Raw genomic sequence first — 18,233 nt, forward strand, 5'->3', positions numbered from 1 at the left:
CTCCCATACGCTCTCATAGCCTTAGAAATGATTCTCTGGACTAATTATATGTGAGAAGAGATTCGATATGCGGCGCAAGTGCGCAAAGGCAATGGTCAGCTCTCATTGTGCGATGCGATGGCCTCGTCAAACTTGTCAAAGGCCAAACGGTTAGAGAAGACGATTGGCGTAATGGGGCAAGTTGGGAATATGCTGCCAAATTTAAAAACTTCAGGTTTTGCATGCGTCGGCCTCAAGGGATCGACCCCGGTTTTCCTAGGCCCTTTCCCACGCCCTGTCCAAATCGGCGGCGCAGGCTTCCACGATGCAGCGGACGGCGGAGAGCTCGGAGGCGGTAACCGGCCGGCTGTCGGCCTTGTCCTCGAGCATGGCGAGGATGGATGCGGCACCCTCCAGCTTCTCGGAGGACCGCACGATTGCGGCCACGGCCTCTTCAGGTAGAGTGGTCTGCGGGATGCCGGCCATGGGGCTTCCTTTCGTCGGGCTTTCCACTGAGGAAGCGCGGCCCCTTGCAAAGGAGAAGAGAGGCATCCACCTCAGTTGTCACGCTGTGGGAAATGTACGCCAAATACCCAAACGGCAGATGCCCCTCTGCTCGGTATTTGGCGTAGGTATTCGGTTAGCGTGACTCGTCCATTATAAGCATCATCCAGCCCGGCGGCGGGAATGCACACCTTCCCCAGACGATCGAGGCGGCGAAGGGGGCCTTCCCTTTGCGGCCGCCTTCCTCACATGAATCGGAACACGGCCCGGAAGAGCCACTTCGCGAACTTCCATGCTGCCCTCATGCCAGCACCCTCCTTCCATAGGGGTTCGGGCTCTCCGCGACGACGGTCTCGCGCGCCTCCCCGAGGCCGGCGCCCGGGCCCCGGAACAGGTCGAGCACCTTGAGGTAGCGATCGTAGCGCTCCTGGCAGGCCCGAAGGTAGCGCGCGTAGTGCGCGTCCTCCTCGCACGCCCTCATGACCTCCGTCTCCGGCGTTCCTCGGTCGACGGCGTAGAGCTGGGAGCGCAGGACCGCGCGCCTCGTCTCCACCCGCCGCCAGAGCTTCGCGAACTCGGGATCGGCCTGGGCCAGCCCCACCATGTCGAGCGGCCCGCCGTCGACGTCGAGCAGGTCCGGCGGTATGGGCTCGTCAGAGTAGGCGCGAAGCCCGCCCTCCCCCTCGATCCAGCGGGCGAGGTTCTTCGCGAGCGCCGGGTCGTCGCCGTTGCGCAGCCAGTAGCTCTTGGCGTAGGCGGCGTAGGCGTCGAGAATCTGCTCGGGCGAGAAGCCCTCGGCCACCCGGCGCTCCCAGGCCGCGAGGCAGTCGCGCTTGAACCGAAGCGACGCCACCGGCTTGATGGACATCGCGCACAGCCGCTCGAACGCCTCGGGGAACTCTCCTTTGCGGTAGGGGACGAACCCGTCGCCCCCGTCCGGCGAGCCGCCCTCGGGGGGACAAGAGGGGGGCTGTTTATTCGAGTCAGGCCCTTTATCCGATGAGTAATTTATAGGGGCCGGTTTCCCAGATGTGGCTTTTCCAGATACGGGTTTTCCCGTTCTGGCGACGATCTGGGCTTTCTCGGGGACGTCGGCCCCTTTGCCCTCGCCTTCCTCAAAGGCCTCCGGCTCGTTCTCCACGTTGGCCGGAGGCTCGCGGGAGAACTCGGAGAGCACGGCGAAACCCTCCGCCTTCAGCTCCGCCGCCACCTCCTCATGCATCGCGGGGTCGTCGAGGGTCACCCACGTGGCCTCCTCGGCCGTCACGAACCGCCCGTTGCCGCTGCGCTTGCGGGCGCGGATGACGTAGCCGGCCGCCTCGAGCTCCCTTATGCCGGCGGTCACCGCGTCCACGCCGTCGCGCACGAGAGTGGAGAAGCCCCGGATGGTGAACACCCACTCCGGGTTGTTCTCCAGCGAGCGGATCTGGCAGTAGATGCCCTTGGCCTTGAGGCTCAGGGCGTGGTCGAAGAACACGGTGTTCTCCACGTGGGTGAACGAGCCCTTGCCCCGGTGCATCACGTTTCCCATCATGCGCCGCCCATCCCGTCGCGGCGGCGCTCGGCCTGCTCCAAGAGCTCCAGAGCGCGGACGATGCGGGACTCGATCTCGTCCTTGGTGGCCGAGGCCTTGAAGAAGCGCTGGATGCTCCTCTTGGGGATCTTGAACAGCTCGACCTGGTTGGGCTTCTCCTCCTCCATGATGGAGCGCACGAGCGCGGGCGTGAGCGCGCCCTCCTTGGAGTAGCGCTTCATCTTGAGCGCCTGGGCGTGCGAGGGGGTGCACGCCTGCGCCTCCATGGCGTCGAGGAGCTGCTCCTGCTCGCCGCGCGAGAGGTAGCTGATTTCGACGGCGGGGAGCATCTTCACGCGCCCCTCGTCGACCAGCTGGAGCAATCCGGGGACGAGGAAGGTGAGCCGCACGAAGCGTTGCACCTTGTCCTTGCTCACGCCGAGCTCTTCGGCCAGAATATCCCTCGACCTCCTGCCGTCTAACTTGTGCGCAAGTTGCGCACAAGTTAGGTCGGTGCGCTGCCCCTGGCGCTTCATCGCCTCAAGTCGCATCGAATAAGCGAACGCCCGCTCGCTCGGCAGGATGGCCTCCCTCTGCATGTTCGAGTCGACCATGGCGATGGTCGCCTCGTCGTCTCCCATGTCGCGCACCACGCAGGGCACCTCGGCGAGCCCGGCGAGCTCCGCCGCCCGCTTGCGACGGTGTCCGCTCACCAGCCCGTAGCGGCCCACTCCAAGAGGCCTCACCGTGAGGGGCACGAGCACCCCGTTGGCCGCCACGCTCTCCGCGAGCCGGGCCATCTCCTCGTCGTCGGAGACCCGGAACGGATGGTTCGGGAAGGGCTCCACTGCGTCGACGGGCACGAGGGCCACGCGCTCCGAGCCTTCCGACTCGCGCTCCTCCTGCGACGTGAAGAGGCTGTCCACGGTCGGCAGCTCGATCGTCGCCTTCTTCCTAGCCATGGCGCAGCACCTCCTCCGCGAGGCGCGCGAAGGCCTCGGCTGCCTTGCCGCCGCCGTCGTAGGAGAAAATGCTCGTGCCGGATGCGGGCGACTCCGCAGCGGAGACCGCGCGGGGGACAACCGTGTCGAACACCCGGTAGGCTCCCCCGAACTGCCCGCGCACGGTGCGTTCGACCTCGCGCGCGAGGTTGTTGCGGACGTCGAAGAGCGTGACGAGGATGCCCTCGACCTCGAGCGAGGGGTTGATCTGCCGCCTGACCCGTTCGACCGACTTCAGCAGGCCCGTCATGGCGGCGGCGGGAAGGAACTCGGCGGACACCGGTATGAGCACGCCGTCTGCGGCCGCGAAGGCGTTGACGGGGATGATCCCGAGCGAGGCCGGGCAGTCGACAAAGAGATAGTCGTAGCCCTCCTTCAACGACGACATCCACGTCCCCAGCAGCCGCTCGCGCGACATCGCCATGAACATCGCCATCTCGAGCCCCGCGAGGTCGATGTTGGCGGGCATGAGGTCGACGCCCTCCGCGTGCCGGAGGATCCCCGCCCGGGGGTCGGGGTCGTCCCCGTCGATGGCGGCTTGGATGTGGTTCGCGAGCGTGACGTCGAGCGAGTCGGGGTCCGCCCACCCGAGCGACTTGGTGAGGTCGCCCTGCGGGTCGGAGTCGACCAGCATCACGCGCTTGCCCCGCCTCGCGAGCGCGACGCCCAGGCTCAGGGTCGTGGACGTCTTGCCCGTGCCGCCCTTCTGGTTGGCCACCGCGATGATCCTGCATGGCATGGCCTGCCTCCGTTTCCGCGGAAAATCCGCATTCGGAGGCCAGACGGGCCCGCGCTGCCGCGCGCAGGCCGCACGTTTCGGAAAAGTACTGGAAACGTACTGGAAAATTCGGGGTTTCACGGAGAACCAGGAGAGGAGAAGAGTTTCCCGAGTTTCAAAAAACAGCGTCCTGAACTGGGAGTTTCTCGACCATGCGTTTCGCATGTTTCGCGGGGCTTCCCTAGTGCAACAGCTTGGGAAGCTTGGGCCTTACCACTTGGCGACACCCGCATGATCACGAATTATAGCGCAACTATCCCGGGTGCGCGAACGTCACGAAAAATCCGCGCAATGTTTCACGTGAAACATTTGAATTTGATGCTCTTACATATTGTGTACCTATACAGTAAGGTATGTAATAACTACTGAATTGATCCTCTCTGATCAAGGCGATTTGAGAATCATTTTATTGTGTACTCTTGCAATAAGGTAGTAAGGAAGGCTTCGAATTTGGATGACATACGCTTGCACGGAGTTCATATTGACGAGGAGAACGACCGGGTTCTCGCAATCGCCCAATCGTGCGTGGCGCTCATGCCGTACCATACCCCCGGCGGCGCCGTCGATTGGGAGCACTGCACGCTCAGGAGGTGGCTCAACGGCAGCTTCTACCGTGCGCTTCCGCTCACCGTACAATCCCGCGTCCTGGAAGTGGAGAACCGCAACGCGGCCAACGCGAAGCATGGAACGCACGGCGGCAACCCGACCGTCGATCGCGTGTTCCTGCTATCCATCGATGAGGTTGAACGTTATTTTCCCACGCCAACGCGAACCGATGGCGAAGCGGGGATCTCGGAGCTGAAACGGCTTCACGCGTTTTGGCGCGCAGGGTTCCAGGACCGATTGCTCGGATGGTGGTGGCTGCGCTCGCCGGGCAAGGATTCCCGGTTCGCGGCCACCGTCAGCAGCACGGGCGAGCCGGGCGTATGCCACGAGGGCCATGACGTGTACGGTCAGATGGAAAGCCCGAAAGAAGAACCCGGTTTGCTGGGCTCACCCTTCGGCAAACCGTTCGCCTGCGGGGTGCGCCCCGCGATGTGGCTGGAATTGTAGCGGCCGTGCGTGCTCATCCGCACACCCGGCCGAGCACGCACGCCAGCCCGTCGACATCGACGGGTTTCGCTACATGAGCGTCCATCCCCGCGTCGAGCGCGGTCTTCACGTCCTCGGCGAACGCGTTCGCCGTGAGCGCGATGATCTTCACGTCGTCTGCGCAGGAGCCGGCGCGCACGCGAATCGCCCGCGCGGCCTCGTAGCCGTTCATCACCGGCATCATCACGTCCATGAACACGGCATCGTAGTACCCGATGGGGCGCCGAGAGAACGCTTCGAGCACCGCCTCGCCGTTCTCGGCCCATTCCACCTCGGCACCGCGATGCCCCAGCAGCTCGATCATGATCTCGGCGTTCAGCTCGTTGTCTTCGGCCAGCAGGAACCGCTTGCCGACGAAGCTGTACGAGGGTTCCGCCACCTCGTCGAGCGGCGGGCATCCTTCCTTCAGCGAAACCAACCGCAGCTCGAGCGTCACGCGAAACGCGCTGCCGCGCCCGACCTCGCTGTCGATCTCGACGATTCCTCCCATGGCGTCGATCAGCGCTTTCGTGATGGACATCCCCAGCCCGGTTCCCTGTATGCGCGACGAGGACGCCTCCTCGCTTCGCTCGAACGGATCGAAAATCCGCTCGACGAACTCAGGCGACATCCCCATGCCGTTATCGGAGATCGCGAAAACGACGCGGGTGTAGCTGGGCCTCGTTTTCTTCAACTCGCGCACCACGAACGATATGGAGCCGCCCTCCTGCGTGTACTTCACCGCGTTCGATGCGAGGTTCAGCAGAATCTGGCTGATGCGAAGCTCGTCGCCCGAGAACACCTTGTGCTTCACCTTCGAGCAATCGACGCGCAGGTTCTGGCGCTTCGCCTGCGCTTGCGGGCGGATGATCGCCTCTACCTCCGATACGATGTCGTCGAGATCGAACCGACGCTCCTGCAGCTCAAGCTGGCCGCTTTCGATGCGCGACATGTCGAGCACGTCGTTGATCAGCTCTAGCAGGTGCCGAGACGACACGGTTATGGCATCAAGGCACCCCGCTATCTTCTCGCTCGCCTCACCGCTCTCCCGCGCGATGTTCGTCATGCCCACGATCGCGTTGATAGGCGTGCGGATATCGTGCGACATATTGGCAAGGAACTGGCTCTTCGCCTCGTTCGACGACCGCGCGATCTCGAGCGCCTGTTCGAGCAGCAGGCTGTTCGTGCGTTCTTCGGTGCGGTCGGACAGCACGAGCACGTACTTGCCTACGCCTTTGATGGATTCGCGATACAGCGTCTCCTGGTACCAGCGAACCTCGCCCGTGCTCGTCCGAACGCGCTCGCGATACGTCTGAAGGCACTCTCCCTCCTCCAGCGACGTGATGGCATCGAGCCCTGGACCGCACGACGGATCGACTGCCGACTCCGAGAGCACCCGAATATCTCGCTTCACGTCGTCAGGCGACACGCCCAGCAGCTTCTCCACGTTGGGGCTGACGTACTCCACGGCGAACCCTTCGGGCGAGAACATGACGTAAATGTCGTCGGCATTGCGCACCAGCATGCTGAACAGCTGCTCGCGATACTCGATGGCCAGCTCCTTGGCATCGAGCTTGCGCCGATTGCGGCGCAGCAGGAACAGAACGGTACCCAGCGCAAGCGGCGCGAACACCGCCACGAGCACCGCGACGGTCGCTCCCTGTATCTGGTTCATGCTGGCGTTCACCACGCCGACCGGCACGTTGCCCAGCAGCATCCAATCCTGAAACCCTACCGGACGATACACCAGGTAATGCTCGATTCCGTCCAATCGATAGGCTATCATGCCGCTCGTACCGCGAGCCAGGTCTTCCCTGAGGCGCTCGAGGTCGCCGTCGCCGAGGCTCGACTGCTCGGCGAGCATGTCCACGAAGTTGTACGACGAGTTCTCCTCTTTCGCGGACAGGAGAATGCGGCCGTCGGGATACGCCACGTAGCAATCCGACTGGCCGCCGAACGCGTTCACATCGATGGAGCGCGCCATGTCCGCAGTGTTGTAGCTGACACCGATGGCATCGTAGGAGAACCCCCGGTACGTGCCGCCGTGCAGAGGGATGGCGAACACGGTCAAGGACGACCCGTCGGGCAGCAGGGCGTCCACCACCGCGCTGTCCCCGTCGATCATGACCCGATCGAGCTGCGCGTTGAGGTTCAGAAACCCTGCATCCCCCATGAACGTCAGGTAGTTCCCCGTGGTGTCGAGAAAGTAGAAGTCCGTGAACCCCCACTTCTCCTGCTCCTCCCGCAAGAACGCGGCGAGATCGTCCTCGGACGAGGCGGCATGTTCGATGTGGTAGCCCCAACCGTCCAGAAGATTCCAATTCTTCGAGACGAGATTCCCGAAGGAGACGTTCACCTGCGAGTATATTTCCTCAAGGTGTCCGCTGCACTCCTCGTACACAACATGCTGGACGAGCTTCATATAGCCGACGATCAGCGCCGTCAGCAAGACGACGCCCAGCATCGTCAATGCGAAGATGTGCATCCGGCGCGCGCTTGAGACGCGTTTCATGCGCCAGCCAACCTTTGAGCCATCGACTTCCCCTTGAGCCCAACCATCTACCTCTGATTGGTATAATAGTTATACCTGATCATACAAGACCTTGCTGTATACAGTATCAGAATATAGCATCAGGCTGCAATGGCTGCAAACCGTTGGAAAACCGACACGGCTCTAGGGAATGAGCACGTGGTCGGCCTCCATCATGCCCGCCCTTTCAAGGAACGCGAGCACGGACTGGAGCATCAGGCGATAGTACGCGGCCATCGAACGGGCGAACCCTTCGGCATCGCCGGCACGCGCCTGGCCGAGCGCGGCATGGGCGAGCGACAGCAGCGCATCGGCGCTCGCTTTCGAGGTGGCGAACAGCATGAAGAAGCGACCCCAGAGCAGCAGGTCGTTAAGCTCTTGCAGGATCGTCCTCAACGCAACCGGCTCGACGCACGCGATGAAACCTTCCGTAAGCGATTTCGACACCGCCCAATCGCCCTCTTCGCACGCAAGGATGCGCTCCGCCTCTGCGGCAACATCGTCGATGCGCGACGCGGATACGTCCAGCGCGGGCGGCAGCACGGCGCACAGCATCTGCACCGCATGCACGTACGTCCCCACGTCGCGTTTGAACGAAAGATCCTCGAGCCAATACGCGGGAAAGCTCGCGTTGCCCAGGTGCACGCGCGTGCCCAACCCGTTGACGGTTTGCGCGATGCCGATGGCGTTCAGCATGCCGTAGGCCTTTTGCACCGTCGAGTGGGACACGCCGTACGCCGCTGACAGCTCGGCGATCGAGGGAAGCAGTTGGCCGTCGGCGAATTCTCCCCGCGCGATGCGTTCGACGATCGTGCGCGCTATGCGCCCGTGCACGAACTCGAGGCCCGCCTTCGCGTTCCAGGCGTAACTCGAAGGCCGCCCTTCTCCGGTCGAGCAAGCGCAGGAGGCGGACAGCTCGTCGAGGTACGCTGCAACGCGCGCGCCCGCGTTGCGGAACACGAGGCCGAAGCGCCGCTGCGCCTCGCACGCGTCGCGCAATTCCAGCGAAGCGAGCATCCATGCGAGCACGCTTCCCTCGACTTCCACGATGCTGCGCGCAAACGGGCTGTCGAACCCGGCGATCACCGGCACGCGCGCCATGCGCTCGAGGCTGGCATAGCAGGAGGCGAACAGCGGGTTCCCTGTTTTCTCCAACAGGCTGTGCAGCACGGTCGACGAGCGGGCGAGGCGCCACTCCTCTGACCGCTGCCCCTGCTCCACCCGCGCGGCTTCGCGGACGAAGCTGCTGAGCTCGTCGTCGGAGCACGACCGCGCAGAGAGGAAGAAGAGGGAGGGCATGACCAGCTCGAGCGTTCGATAGCAATCGGCAATCGCATCGCGTCGCGCGAGCAGCGCGCGAAGGCTTCGATCGTCCTCGTCATCGGGCGCGCGATACGTAACCACGGCGCGCTTGCGCTCCTCCACGGCGATGTAGCCTTCGGCTTTCAGGGCGCCCAGCACGTCGCGGATGGTTCTGATGCCCACCCGGTAGCGTTCGCACAGATCGCGCATGGAAGGGAGCTTGTCGCCATAGCGCAACGTACCTCGCTCGATATCGTCCGCGAGGTGCCGATGCACGTACTCGAATAGCGTGGCTTTCTCTTTCATGATGCGGTATTGTACCGCGCCGATGACCGCACGTGCCTCAAGCTTCTTAAAAGCGCAGATAATCGGGCGTATGCCACGACTACTTGATTCATGTTTCTAAATCTAGTTGACAGTAAGTGTTTTAGCGTCTAAACTAATGCTCGTCGTCATACCTTGACGAATACCTGGGGATGTTAGGACCGTGTTGATGTTTCAAATGAACGTCAAATCCTACATTAAGCGGAACCCGCGCTTGCGCCGAGCGAAGATGGGCATGCTCATGAGCAAGTGGGCGTGGAACCGCAAAGTCTGTCCCCGTCAATTCAAACGCTTCTTCTCCAGCTTCACGCTGCCGAAGACGGGCGCGCTGTTCGCTTCGTTCCTCAACACGCGCCGCGTTGCGTATTCTTCCGCCAATTACGGAGACGCCTCGGCAACCAAGCTCTTCATCTTCCTTTCCTAGCACGGTGCCCTTAGGGGAAGTGCGCCCTTCGAAGGGCGGCGCTTGCCCTTTTCTTGTCGTGCCCGCAGCAAGGAGAGAAAGGGGGTGAAGGTAGGGCCTTGACGCCCTACCTTCCCGGAGGAACTCCGGATATGCCCCTAGCATCCGATCCTCTCACCAGATCGTTGGTACAAAAGTATACGAACAACGGCCGCGCGCTTCAAGGTGTTCGGCGAACGGGCGTATTGCATCTTCGATCGCTTATCGGCTGCTAGGAATCATATCCCGCCTCCCGGAAGGCGACGCGACGGCCGTGGGCACGGCCGACGTCATCCCAGCACGAATCGTTTTCGACAGGGGTTTGCCGCATGGCAGCCAGGGCGAAGCACGGTTTGCGGGGAAATACTGTTATTGCGAGCGGCGCTCACAGCGGCCGCACACAGGAGGTAAACATGGCTACCACTACAGCCAAAAAGAAGGGGATAAGCTTCGCCTGGTTCGTCCTTATCGGCGTACTGCTGATGATGGGTCTGTGCCGCGGCGGCATCAACAGCGGCATGGGCTTGTTCTTCCAGCCCATCAGCGCCGATATGCACATCGGCGTCGGCGAGGTGGCGATGATGTCGTCCATCTCGGCTCTCGTCACCATGTTCTGGAGCCCGTTCGCGGGACGTCTGCTCGACAAGTTCGACATCCGCATCATCACGGTGGTGGCCGTGGCCGTCCAGGCGGGTTGCTTTGCGGCCTTGTCCTTGGTGGACGCAGTCTGGGGCTTCTACGCGCTGGCCGCGCTCATGGCGTTCGGCTCGGTGTTCGCCACGCAGCTCGTGGGTCCTATGATGATCAACCGTTGGTTCAAGGATAAGAACGGTTTGACCATGGGCATCATGATGAGCTTCGTCGCCATCTGCTCCGCCGTCCTGTCGCCGGTCGTGTCGTCGATCATCGCGTCTTCGGGCTGGCGCATGGGCTACGTCGTGCTCGGCGTGCTCGCGCTCGTCATCGTGATCCCCGCCGCGCTCATCCTGTTCCGCACCCCCGAGCAGAAGGGCCAGCTGCCCCTCGGCGCCACCGAGGAGGACATCAAGGCCGCAGCCAATGCAGATCCGGCTGCCGCTGCCGAGGCCGCCAAGAACCTGCCCGGGCTCACGTCGAAGCAGGCGCTGAAGACCCCGACGTTTTGGTTCTTTTTCATCTTCATGGTGCTGCTCACCGGCACGCTGGCTTTCGCCTCCATCGTTCCCACCCTGGCTATCGAAGCTGGCTACGACACGGTGACCAGCGGATTCGCCATGACGGCGTACATGGTTGGCACCGCCATCGCGGCTATCGTCTTCGGCACCATCTCCGACAAGCTCGGCCCTCTCAAGGCTACGATGGTTGCCTGCGCGTGCGGCCTCATCGCGCTGCTCGGCCTGATCTTCTTCCGCACGAACCTCTATATGTTCTTCGGTTCGCTGTTCTTCTACGGCTGCCTGTCCGCCACGCTCGGCGTGATCGGCCCGCTCGTACTGGGCACCCTGTTCGGCCAGAAGGAGTTCGGCTCGATTTACGGCATCGTCATGATGGCTACCGGCATCGGCTCCATGATCCTCATCCCCGCCTACGGCTTCATCTACGACGCTACGGGCAGCTTCACAGGGGCGCTCGTCATGATCCTGTGCTTCATCATCGTCTGCGCGCTGTCCATGATCATGGCGTTCAAGACCGGCAAGAAGGTCCAGGCCATGTGGATGCCGAAGGCCTAGCGCACTCACCCGGCGCATCGCGCCACCCGATTTGGTTTCATTGCGGGGCACCCCGCCCCGCATAACGATCCTTTAGAAAGAGGAGGAAACATCATGGCTCTGAAACTTCTGGAAGGCATGAAAGTCATCGAGATCGCCGCGTTCATGGCAGCCCCCATGGGCGGTCGCATCCTCGGCGAATGGGGTGCCGACGTCATCAAGGTCGAGCCGCCCACCGGCGACAGCAACCGCGGCATCGGCCTCGCCCGTCACATCTACAACGGCGATCAGGCAGGCTGGGACTCCATCAACTCCTGCAAGCGCTGCATGACGCTCGACACCCGCAAGCCCGAAGGACTCGCCATCCTCAAGGAGATGTTGAAGGACTGCGACGTGTTCCTGTCGCACCTGCGCCCGAAGGACTCCAAGAAGCTCGGCCTCGACTACGAGAGCCTGTCGAAAATCAACCCGAAGATCATCTGCGGCAACACGTCCGGCTACGGCACCAAGGGCGAGTGGGCTCCCCGCGGCGGCTTTGACGCTGCTTCCTATGCGGCGCGCGCCGGCTACGACCTGGACTGCCCCATCAAGGGCGACAACCCGATGATCCCGTACTTCGGCTTCGGCGACATCCCCACCGGCACCTACCTGGCCATGGCCGTGCTGGCCGCATACGTCGAGCAGCAGCGCACCGGCAAGGGCCAGGAAGTGAACGTCGCCCTCATGCATGCCGGCATGTGGAGCGTGGGCGTGCCCATCGTGACCGCCGCGTACGGCGACGAGTATCCCACCGACCCGAATTCCGTGCTGCCGCTCGCGCGTCCGTACATGTGCTCCGATGGCAAGGCCATCGCGCTCATGGGCTTGCAGTGGCATAACTCCTGGCCCGAGTTCGTGCATGCGTTCGGCATGGACGAGGATCTCATCGCGCAGTGGCCGGACTACCAGACCGCGCTCGCCGCGTCCGCCGACATCACGCCCATCATCAGCAAGGTGCTCGCGAACGTCACCCGCGACGAGGCCATCGAGAAGCTCATGACCACGGATATCCCGTTCGACCTGTGCCAGCACTTCGCCGACCTGCAGGACGATCAGCAGGCATGGGACGCCGGCTTCTTCCAGGGCATCGACTACCCGTCCGGCCGCCACATTGGCATCGTCAAGGCTCCGGCCATCTTCTCGTCGGGCGAGGCCGAGTTCGGCCCCTCCGGCTACCCGGGCGAGTACACCCGCGAAGTGCTCAAGGAGTACGGCTTCGACGACGCCAAGATCGACGAGCTGCGCGAGCAGGGTCTGGTGACCGAAGAAGATCAGTGGAACAAAGATCAGTACAACATGGAGAAGATGATGGCGCAGGCCGCCGCCGCGAAGAAGAAGGCCGAATAGCCTCGCTGCGCAGGGCCGCATCGAAAGACCGCACGACGAACCTTCAACCCGCGCGGGTTCCGGCTCCCCGCAACCCGCGCGGCTCGACCGCCCAAGGAGGCACGAAGCAATGATCGATTTCTCTAAGACCGAGGAGCAGGAACTGCTCATCGAGAGCATCAAGGAACTGCTCGAGCGCGAGATGCCCGCCGAGAAGGAGCGCGAGTGCTACCGCAACGCCGAGTTCCCGTGGGACGCCTGGAAAGCCATGGCCGAAGCCGGCTTCACGGGCCTCGGGCTGCCCGAGGATGTAGGCGGCACCGACGTCGACCTCATGACGGTGGCGCTGGCCAACTTCACCATCTCCCGCTACGGCGGCCCGCTTGCCGCGTTCTATTCCATGGGCATGCCCACGATGTACGACGTATGCGAGTTCGGCACGCCCGAGCAGATCGACAAGTACGTGAAGCCCTATATCGCGGGCGGCGCGCCGCTGGCCCTCGGCATCTCCGAACCCTCCACCGGCTCCGACGTTGCCGGCATGCAGACGTCCTACGCATGGGACGGCGACACCGCGGTCATCAACGGCGGCAAGCACTACACGACGTGCGGCATGGAGGCCCCGGCCATCATCGTGCTGGCCAAAGATCCCTCCGTTGAGAACGTTCACCGCGGCGCTACGATGTTCATCGTCGACCGCGACACGCCGGGCGTCACCATCAACAAGCTGCCGAAGATGGGCCACGAGGACGCGCCCACCAGCATCTGCGAAGTGTTCCTGAACGACGTGCGCGTGCCGCGCTCCGCCGTGCTGGGCGTGGAGCACAACGGATTCATGCAGACGATGGCGAACTTCACGCGCGAGCGCATCGCCAACGTGTCGGGCGTCATCGCCACGGCCGTCAACGCGTTCGAGGACGCGTGCATGTACGCGAACCAGCGCGAGCAGTTCGGCCAGACCATCGGCCGATTCGAGCTGGTTCAGGAAATGATCATGGACATGGCCGTGAAGATCGAGAACATGATGAACATGCTGTACAAGCTGTGCTGGCAGGCCGACCAGGGCCAGGACGTGCGCATCCTCGCTGGCATGGCGAAGTACTACTGCTCGAAGGCCACGTGCGAAGTGGTGGACGACGCCATCCAGGTGCTCGCAGGCATCGGCGTGGTGGGCGACCATCGCGTGGGCCGCTACTACATCGATATCCGCAGCGCGCGCATCGCCGGCGGATCCGACCAGGTCATGGTGTTCAACACTGCACCGCAGATCCTCAAGCGCTACCGCTAAGCATCTATCGAAGGGAAGCAGGTTTTCCGTGGACGAGAACAAGACAGCAGTGCTGACGCGCGTCGAAGACGGCGTGCTGATCATATCGTTGAACCGTCCTGAGATCATGAACGCCCTCGATAGCGACCTGGTGGAGGGTTTGGTTGCGGCCCTCCACCGCGCCGGATCCGACAGCTCCATCGGCGCGGTGGTCTTAACGGCGGAGGGCCGGGGGTTCTGCGCCGGCGGTTACATGAAGCCGGTCGAGGTCGAGATAACCCCTGCCCTCGTGCGCGACGGGATCGTCGGCTATGCACGGGATATCCTGTTGCCGATGTTCCAGCTGGAAAAGCCCATCATCGGGGCTATCAACGGCGCGGCGGCAGGCGGCGGGTGCAATCTGGCGCTGGCGTGCGACATCGTGTTCGCTTCGGAAAAGGCGAGCTTCGTGCAAGCGTTCGTGCAGGTGGGCCTCATACCCGACTTCGCCGGGCTGTACTTCCTGCCCCATTTGATCGGCGCCCAGAAGGCCAAGGACATGATGTTCACTGGCCGCAAAGTGCGCGCCGACGAGGCGGAGGCCATGGGACTTGTACTCAAAACGCTGCCCGCGGACGAGTACCTCGACGCCGCCATCGCCTACGCGAAGCAGGTTGCTGCAGGGCCACGTTATGCGATCGGCATGACGAAGCGGCTGGTCAATGCTTGCGTTGATTACAACATCCACGAGGTGTTCGAAATCGAGAGCCTCGCGCAGCCGGTGCTCAGCTTCCTTCCCGATCACGAGGAGGGGAAGCGGGCATTCCAAGAGAAGAGGGCACCCCGTTTCAATCAGTAAGCTGCCAATGTCGAACAACACGATCGATGCGAGGGGAGGAACAGGATTCATGATAACGCGAGACGAGTACATACCCACGACCGTGACGGCCCTGGCGAGCCAGTTGCTGCGCCTTGCCGATCATTGGGGAGACGAGACGGCCCTGGCCGAGCTTCGCCAGGACGGGTCGGAGCAGGAGCTCACTCGCAAGGAACTGTTCGAGGCGACCGAGAAGGTGGCCAGCCACTTGCATGAAATGGGGCTTTGCGAGGGCGACTACGTGGTAATCGCCCTGCCGAACTGCATCGAGCATGTCGTTGCAACCATCGCCGCGTGGCAGTTGGGTGCCTGCTGCGCGTTCGTATCGCCGAAAGACACGGCGACCGAGCAGAGCGATCTGCTCGAATTGGTCGACTGCAAGGTGCTCGTATCGGACGGCGCCGCCCACCACGCGGAGCATGTCGTGTCGAGGAGCACCGTGCAGAAGTGGATCGCCGGCGAGTTCCCGAATGGCGCCGAAACGCTGCCGTTCTTCGCCGTGGCTCCCGCGCGGGCCATCGCCACCGGCGGTTCGTCGGGAAAGCCGAAACTCGTGGTGCAGGGCATCCGGCCGGCCTATTGCGGAGCCGACCTGGAGGCATGGACGTCCATGACCGGGCAGCTGGCGTGGGAGCGCCAGCTCGTTCCGGGTGCCCTGTTCCACAACCTGTACAGCAACGCCACCTACATGGGATTGTTCTTCGGGCAGACGGTGTACATCATGGAACGCTTCGACGCGGCGCAGGCGCTTGAGATCATCGAGCGCCACGCCATCCAATGCGTCGGGCTCGTACCCACCATGATGGAACGCATGATGAACCACCCGTCGTTCGACGAGTGCGATCTGAGCAGCCTCGAAGCCGTATTCCACAGCGGAGGCCCCTGCCCCGACCGGGTGAAGCTTCGTTGGATAGAGCGCGTGGGCGCGAAGAGGCTGTACGAGCTGTACGCCGCCACCGAGATGGTAGGGTCGGCGGTCATCCGCGGGGACGAATGGCTGGAGCATCGCGGCAGCGTGGGACGCCCTATCGGCTGCTCGATCGAGATCAGGGACGAGGACGGAAAGCCTCTCCCCGCCGGCACCGTAGGCGAGATTTACGGCCGACCCGACCCGGGCCTCATCACCCACTACCTGGGTGCGCCGCCCATCCGCGGTGCGGAGGACGGCTACTTCAGCGTGGGTGATCTGGGTTGGCTCGACAACGACGGCTACCTCTACATCTCGGATCGTCGGCCGGACATGATCGTGACCGGCGGGAAAAACGTGTACTCGAAGGAGGTCGAGAACGCCATCTTCGACTTCCCCGGCGTCACCGACGCGGTGGTCATCGGCATCCCTGACGAAGAGTGGGGCCGCAGGGTCCATGCCATCCTCGAGGTCGCCGCACCCGAGACGTTCTCGTTCGAGGATCTCAAAGCGTTCCTGCACGAGCGCATCAGCGGGTACAAGTGCCCGAAAACCTTCGAGCTGCTCGATCGGATGCCCCGCACCGATTTCGGGAAGATTCGAAGGAAGGAATTGATCGAAGAGCGGCTGGCAGGGCTTTCGGAACACACGCCCCACGCCTAGCGCGCGATCTAAAACGGTATCGACCTGTCGCCGCAGGCGGCGGGCAATGCAATAGAGAAGCACGTACATCTACGTAAGGAGGAGTCAGAATGCTGCAAGCACCTTTGTATTTTGAAGACGTCGAGGTTGGTTACAAGTTCCAGTCGCCCGGCGGCCGCACCATTACGAACGCCGAAGTGGTGAACTTCGCGCAGATCACGGGCGATTACAACCTGGTGCACCTCGACCACGAGTTCGCCAAGACCGGCATGTACGGCGAGAACATCGCCCACGGCGCCCTCACGCTGACGCTGGCCGGCGGCATGCTCAAGCGCACCGAGTTCTGGTCGGCCACGGCCGAGACGCTCGGCGACCTGACGGGCTTCAAGCACGTGAAGTTCATGGCACCCGTGAAATTCAACAGCACCATCCATTTGGAGTGCGAGATCACCGACAAGACCGACAACGGCGACGGCACGGGCACCATCGAGATGGCTGTGCATGGCATCGATCAGGACGGCACGCTCGTTCTGGATAACGTGCGCTACTACTCCATCGCTAAGAAGAACTAGCCCGGACGACCAACCCGAAACCTGAAGGAGGAACTCAGCATGAACGAGCAACTGCAAGCTGCTTTCGACAAGAAGTTCAAGGACACCTGGTTCTTCGAGGACGTGCCCCTGAACCACGCGACCCCGGCCACAACGGGCCGCACCATCACCGAAGCCGACATCCTCAACTTCGCCGGCATCTCCGGCGAGTGGGCGCCCATCCACATGGACATCGAGTACTGCAAGGCCCACGGGCATGACACCGTGCTGGCCCAGCACATGCTGATCTACACGTTCACGCCGTCCATCAATCCGTCCGACCCGATGATGGCCAAGATGAACAACTCCATCCTTGCCACGAAGGGTACGAAGAACTGGAAGTTCCTGAAGATGCCGGCCGTCGGCGATACCGTGTACACCACGTCCGAGATCGTCGCCAAAGACGACAACAAGCCGGAGCGCGGCGTCATCATCATCCAGATGTCGATGATCGACCAGAACGGCGATGTGCTGCAGACCGGCGAGTACCACCTTGTCGTGGCGAAGAAGATCTTCTTCGAGAAGCAGTTCGAAGCTGCTGCCGCCAAGGCGCAGCAGTAACCGCCCAAGCGCCGCGACCAGGGAGGGATGGTCGCGGCGCTGCCGGCCGGCATGGAAGCATCGGGCAAACGAGGGTGCATGGCGTCGTTTGTTCGATGTGTCTATGCCGCATATGCGGCGGAGACGACGAAGAGAGAAAGGAAATGCATCCCATGAACATCGTTGTTCCTATCAAGGTGCTGGCCGACGATCAGGACATCGTCGTAGCGGCCGACCGGAGCCTCGACGACTCGAAGGCCCACCGCATCGTATCCACGTACGACCTGAACGCCGTCGAAGCGGCCGTGCAGCTTGCAGCCGCCCACGAAGGGTCGAAGGTCGTCGCCGTGTCGGTGGCCGATGCGAAAGCCGATGACTCCAAGCTGAAGAAGGGCATCCTCGCCCGCGGTGTGGACGAGCTGGTCATGATCGCCGACGACGCATGCGCCGACCTCGACGCCCATGCGACCGCCGCCTTGCTCGCTCGGATGATCGACGAGCTGGACGCGGCCGATCTCATCGTGTGCGGCGACGGCTCGGCCGACAACTACGCGCAGCAGGTTGACGTGCAGCTGGCCGACGCGCTCGATCTGCCCGTGGCCACCGCCGTGTGCGCCATCTCGATCGAAGGAGCCATCGCTACCTGCGACCGCATGCTGGAAACGCAAATGCAAACCATTCAGATCGACCTCCCTGCCGTGATCAGCGTGGTTCCCGACGCGGCGCTGCCGCGCATCCCCGGCATGAAGGACATCCTGGCCGCCGGTAAAAAGCCTTCCTCCGTCAACGCTGCCTCCGAGGCGGTTCCCAGCGTCATCGAAGTGGCGTCCACGCTCGCTCCCCAACAGGCCGAGCGCAAGCTCGAGATGCTCGACGCCTCGGTCGATGGCGATATCGATAAGTTTGCCGCCGCGCTCAAAGCGGCTCTGTAGGA

At 62.9% G+C, this 18,233-nt stretch carries 16 protein-coding genes; 10 read left to right on the top strand and 6 right to left on the bottom strand.

The features are described 5' to 3' along the window. Positions 1 to 255: 255 nt before the first annotated feature. The 4 genes from C1A15_RS02200 to C1A15_RS02215 form a co-directional block, all read right to left on the bottom strand. The gene (locus C1A15_RS02200) at positions 256 to 465 is read right to left on the bottom strand and encodes a hypothetical protein (RefSeq protein ID WP_101721061.1); all 210 of its coding nucleotides are present in this window, start codon (positions 463 to 465) and stop codon (positions 256 to 258) included. Between the two features lie 319 nt (positions 466 to 784). Further along, on the bottom strand, positions 785 to 2,017 hold the full coding sequence (locus C1A15_RS02205; protein ID WP_101721062.1) for a helix-turn-helix domain-containing protein: 1,233 nt from the start codon (positions 2,015 to 2,017) through the stop codon (positions 785 to 787). Then, complete coding sequence (locus tag C1A15_RS02210; RefSeq protein WP_101721063.1) at positions 2,014 to 2,958, bottom strand: ParB/RepB/Spo0J family partition protein; 945 nt, start codon at positions 2,956 to 2,958, stop codon at positions 2,014 to 2,016. The genes C1A15_RS02205 and C1A15_RS02210 overlap by 4 nt, the downstream gene beginning before the upstream one ends. Beyond that, positions 2,951 to 3,736: a ParA family protein gene (locus tag C1A15_RS02215; RefSeq protein WP_101721064.1), complete on the bottom strand. Its 786-nt coding sequence runs from the start codon at positions 3,734 to 3,736 to the stop codon at positions 2,951 to 2,953. Before C1A15_RS02215 ends, C1A15_RS02210 begins: the two co-directional genes overlap by 8 nt. 489 nt (positions 3,737 to 4,225) lie before the next feature. Here C1A15_RS02215 and C1A15_RS02220 point away from each other — a divergent pair, with 489 nt between their 5' ends. Continuing rightward, positions 4,226 to 4,828 (top strand): DUF6273 domain-containing protein, encoded by a 603-nt coding sequence (locus C1A15_RS02220; protein WP_101721065.1) that lies wholly within the window; start codon positions 4,226 to 4,228, stop codon positions 4,826 to 4,828. A 13-nt stretch (positions 4,829 to 4,841) separates the two neighbouring features. Here C1A15_RS02220 and C1A15_RS02225 read toward each other — a convergent pair whose 3' ends face one another. Together C1A15_RS02225 and C1A15_RS02230 are read right to left on the bottom strand one after the other, a co-directional pair. Next, on the bottom strand, positions 4,842 to 7,358 hold the full coding sequence (locus C1A15_RS02225) for an ATP-binding protein (RefSeq protein ID WP_245864878.1): 2,517 nt from the start codon (positions 7,356 to 7,358) through the stop codon (positions 4,842 to 4,844). A 162-nt stretch (positions 7,359 to 7,520) separates the two neighbouring features. Then, a complete protein-coding gene (locus C1A15_RS02230) occupies positions 7,521 to 8,984 on the bottom strand; it encodes a GntR family transcriptional regulator (protein ID WP_101721066.1) in 1,464 nt (487 codons plus the stop codon). Positions 8,985 to 9,171: 187 nt separating this feature from the next. Here C1A15_RS02230 and C1A15_RS02235 point away from each other — a divergent pair, with 187 nt between their 5' ends. The 9 genes from C1A15_RS02235 to C1A15_RS02275 all read left to right on the top strand — a co-directional run bounded on the left by C1A15_RS02235 (position 9,172) and on the right by C1A15_RS02275 (position 18,231). Then, on the top strand, positions 9,172 to 9,426 hold the full coding sequence (locus C1A15_RS02235) for a hypothetical protein (RefSeq protein WP_245864879.1): 255 nt from the start codon (positions 9,172 to 9,174) through the stop codon (positions 9,424 to 9,426). 431 nt (positions 9,427 to 9,857) lie between these two features. Next, the gene (locus tag C1A15_RS02240) at positions 9,858 to 11,153 is read left to right on the top strand and encodes an MFS transporter (protein ID WP_101721067.1); all 1,296 of its coding nucleotides are present in this window, start codon (positions 9,858 to 9,860) and stop codon (positions 11,151 to 11,153) included. 93 nt (positions 11,154 to 11,246) lie between these two features. Further along, positions 11,247 to 12,518, top strand: a complete 1,272-nt coding sequence (locus tag C1A15_RS02245; protein ID WP_101721068.1) for a CaiB/BaiF CoA transferase family protein — start codon at positions 11,247 to 11,249, stop codon at positions 12,516 to 12,518. 109 nt (positions 12,519 to 12,627) lie between these two features. Continuing rightward, positions 12,628 to 13,785, top strand: coding sequence for an acyl-CoA dehydrogenase family protein (locus C1A15_RS02250; RefSeq protein ID WP_101721069.1), 1,158 nt, complete (start codon positions 12,628 to 12,630; stop codon positions 13,783 to 13,785). Between the two features lie 28 nt (positions 13,786 to 13,813). Next, positions 13,814 to 14,602 (top strand): enoyl-CoA hydratase/isomerase family protein, encoded by a 789-nt coding sequence (locus C1A15_RS02255; protein ID WP_101721070.1) that lies wholly within the window; start codon positions 13,814 to 13,816, stop codon positions 14,600 to 14,602. A 49-nt stretch (positions 14,603 to 14,651) separates the two neighbouring features. Continuing rightward, on the top strand, positions 14,652 to 16,190 hold the full coding sequence (locus C1A15_RS02260; protein ID WP_101721071.1) for a class I adenylate-forming enzyme family protein: 1,539 nt from the start codon (positions 14,652 to 14,654) through the stop codon (positions 16,188 to 16,190). Between the two features lie 89 nt (positions 16,191 to 16,279). Then, complete coding sequence (locus tag C1A15_RS02265; RefSeq protein ID WP_101721072.1) at positions 16,280 to 16,741, top strand: MaoC/PaaZ C-terminal domain-containing protein; 462 nt, start codon at positions 16,280 to 16,282, stop codon at positions 16,739 to 16,741. A 39-nt stretch (positions 16,742 to 16,780) separates the two neighbouring features. Continuing rightward, the gene (locus C1A15_RS02270) at positions 16,781 to 17,320 is read left to right on the top strand and encodes a MaoC family dehydratase (RefSeq protein WP_101721073.1); all 540 of its coding nucleotides are present in this window, start codon (positions 16,781 to 16,783) and stop codon (positions 17,318 to 17,320) included. 152 nt (positions 17,321 to 17,472) lie between these two features. Then, positions 17,473 to 18,231 carry an adenine nucleotide alpha hydrolase family protein gene (locus C1A15_RS02275; protein ID WP_101721074.1) on the top strand — a complete coding sequence of 253 codons (759 nt, stop codon included), beginning with the start codon at positions 17,473 to 17,475 and terminating at the stop codon, positions 18,229 to 18,231. The last annotated feature ends 2 nt before the right edge of the window (positions 18,232 to 18,233 follow it).

This window comes from Eggerthella timonensis (genome assembly GCF_900184265.1).
Lineage (GTDB): Bacteria > Actinomycetota > Coriobacteriia > Coriobacteriales > Eggerthellaceae > Eggerthella > Eggerthella timonensis.

What these genes read in the sequence shown, in the direction of transcription:
- C1A15_RS02200 (WP_101721061.1), bottom strand. Translation starts at nt 465, where the DNA reads ATGGCCGGCATCCCGCAGACCACTCTACCTGAAGAGGCCGTGGCCGCA.
- C1A15_RS02205 (WP_101721062.1), bottom strand. Translation starts at nt 2,017, where the DNA reads ATGATGGGAAACGTGATGCACCGGGGCAAGGGCTCGTTCACCCACGTG.
- C1A15_RS02210 (WP_101721063.1), bottom strand. Translation starts at nt 2,958, where the DNA reads ATGGCTAGGAAGAAGGCGACGATCGAGCTGCCGACCGTGGACAGCCTC.
- C1A15_RS02215 (WP_101721064.1), bottom strand. Translation starts at nt 3,736, where the DNA reads ATGCCATGCAGGATCATCGCGGTGGCCAACCAGAAGGGCGGCACGGGC.
- C1A15_RS02225 (WP_245864878.1), bottom strand. Translation starts at nt 7,358, where the DNA reads ATGAAACGCGTCTCAAGCGCGCGCCGGATGCACATCTTCGCATTGACG.
- C1A15_RS02230 (WP_101721066.1), bottom strand. Translation starts at nt 8,984, where the DNA reads ATGAAAGAGAAAGCCACGCTATTCGAGTACGTGCATCGGCACCTCGCG.
- C1A15_RS02235 (WP_245864879.1), top strand. Translation starts at nt 9,172, where the DNA reads ATGTTTCAAATGAACGTCAAATCCTACATTAAGCGGAACCCGCGCTTG.
- C1A15_RS02240 (WP_101721067.1), top strand. Translation starts at nt 9,858, where the DNA reads ATGGCTACCACTACAGCCAAAAAGAAGGGGATAAGCTTCGCCTGGTTC.
- C1A15_RS02245 (WP_101721068.1), top strand. Translation starts at nt 11,247, where the DNA reads ATGGCTCTGAAACTTCTGGAAGGCATGAAAGTCATCGAGATCGCCGCG.
- C1A15_RS02250 (WP_101721069.1), top strand. Translation starts at nt 12,628, where the DNA reads ATGATCGATTTCTCTAAGACCGAGGAGCAGGAACTGCTCATCGAGAGC.
- C1A15_RS02260 (WP_101721071.1), top strand. Translation starts at nt 14,652, where the DNA reads ATGATAACGCGAGACGAGTACATACCCACGACCGTGACGGCCCTGGCG.
- C1A15_RS02265 (WP_101721072.1), top strand. Translation starts at nt 16,280, where the DNA reads ATGCTGCAAGCACCTTTGTATTTTGAAGACGTCGAGGTTGGTTACAAG.
- C1A15_RS02270 (WP_101721073.1), top strand. Translation starts at nt 16,781, where the DNA reads ATGAACGAGCAACTGCAAGCTGCTTTCGACAAGAAGTTCAAGGACACC.
- C1A15_RS02275 (WP_101721074.1), top strand. Translation starts at nt 17,473, where the DNA reads ATGAACATCGTTGTTCCTATCAAGGTGCTGGCCGACGATCAGGACATC.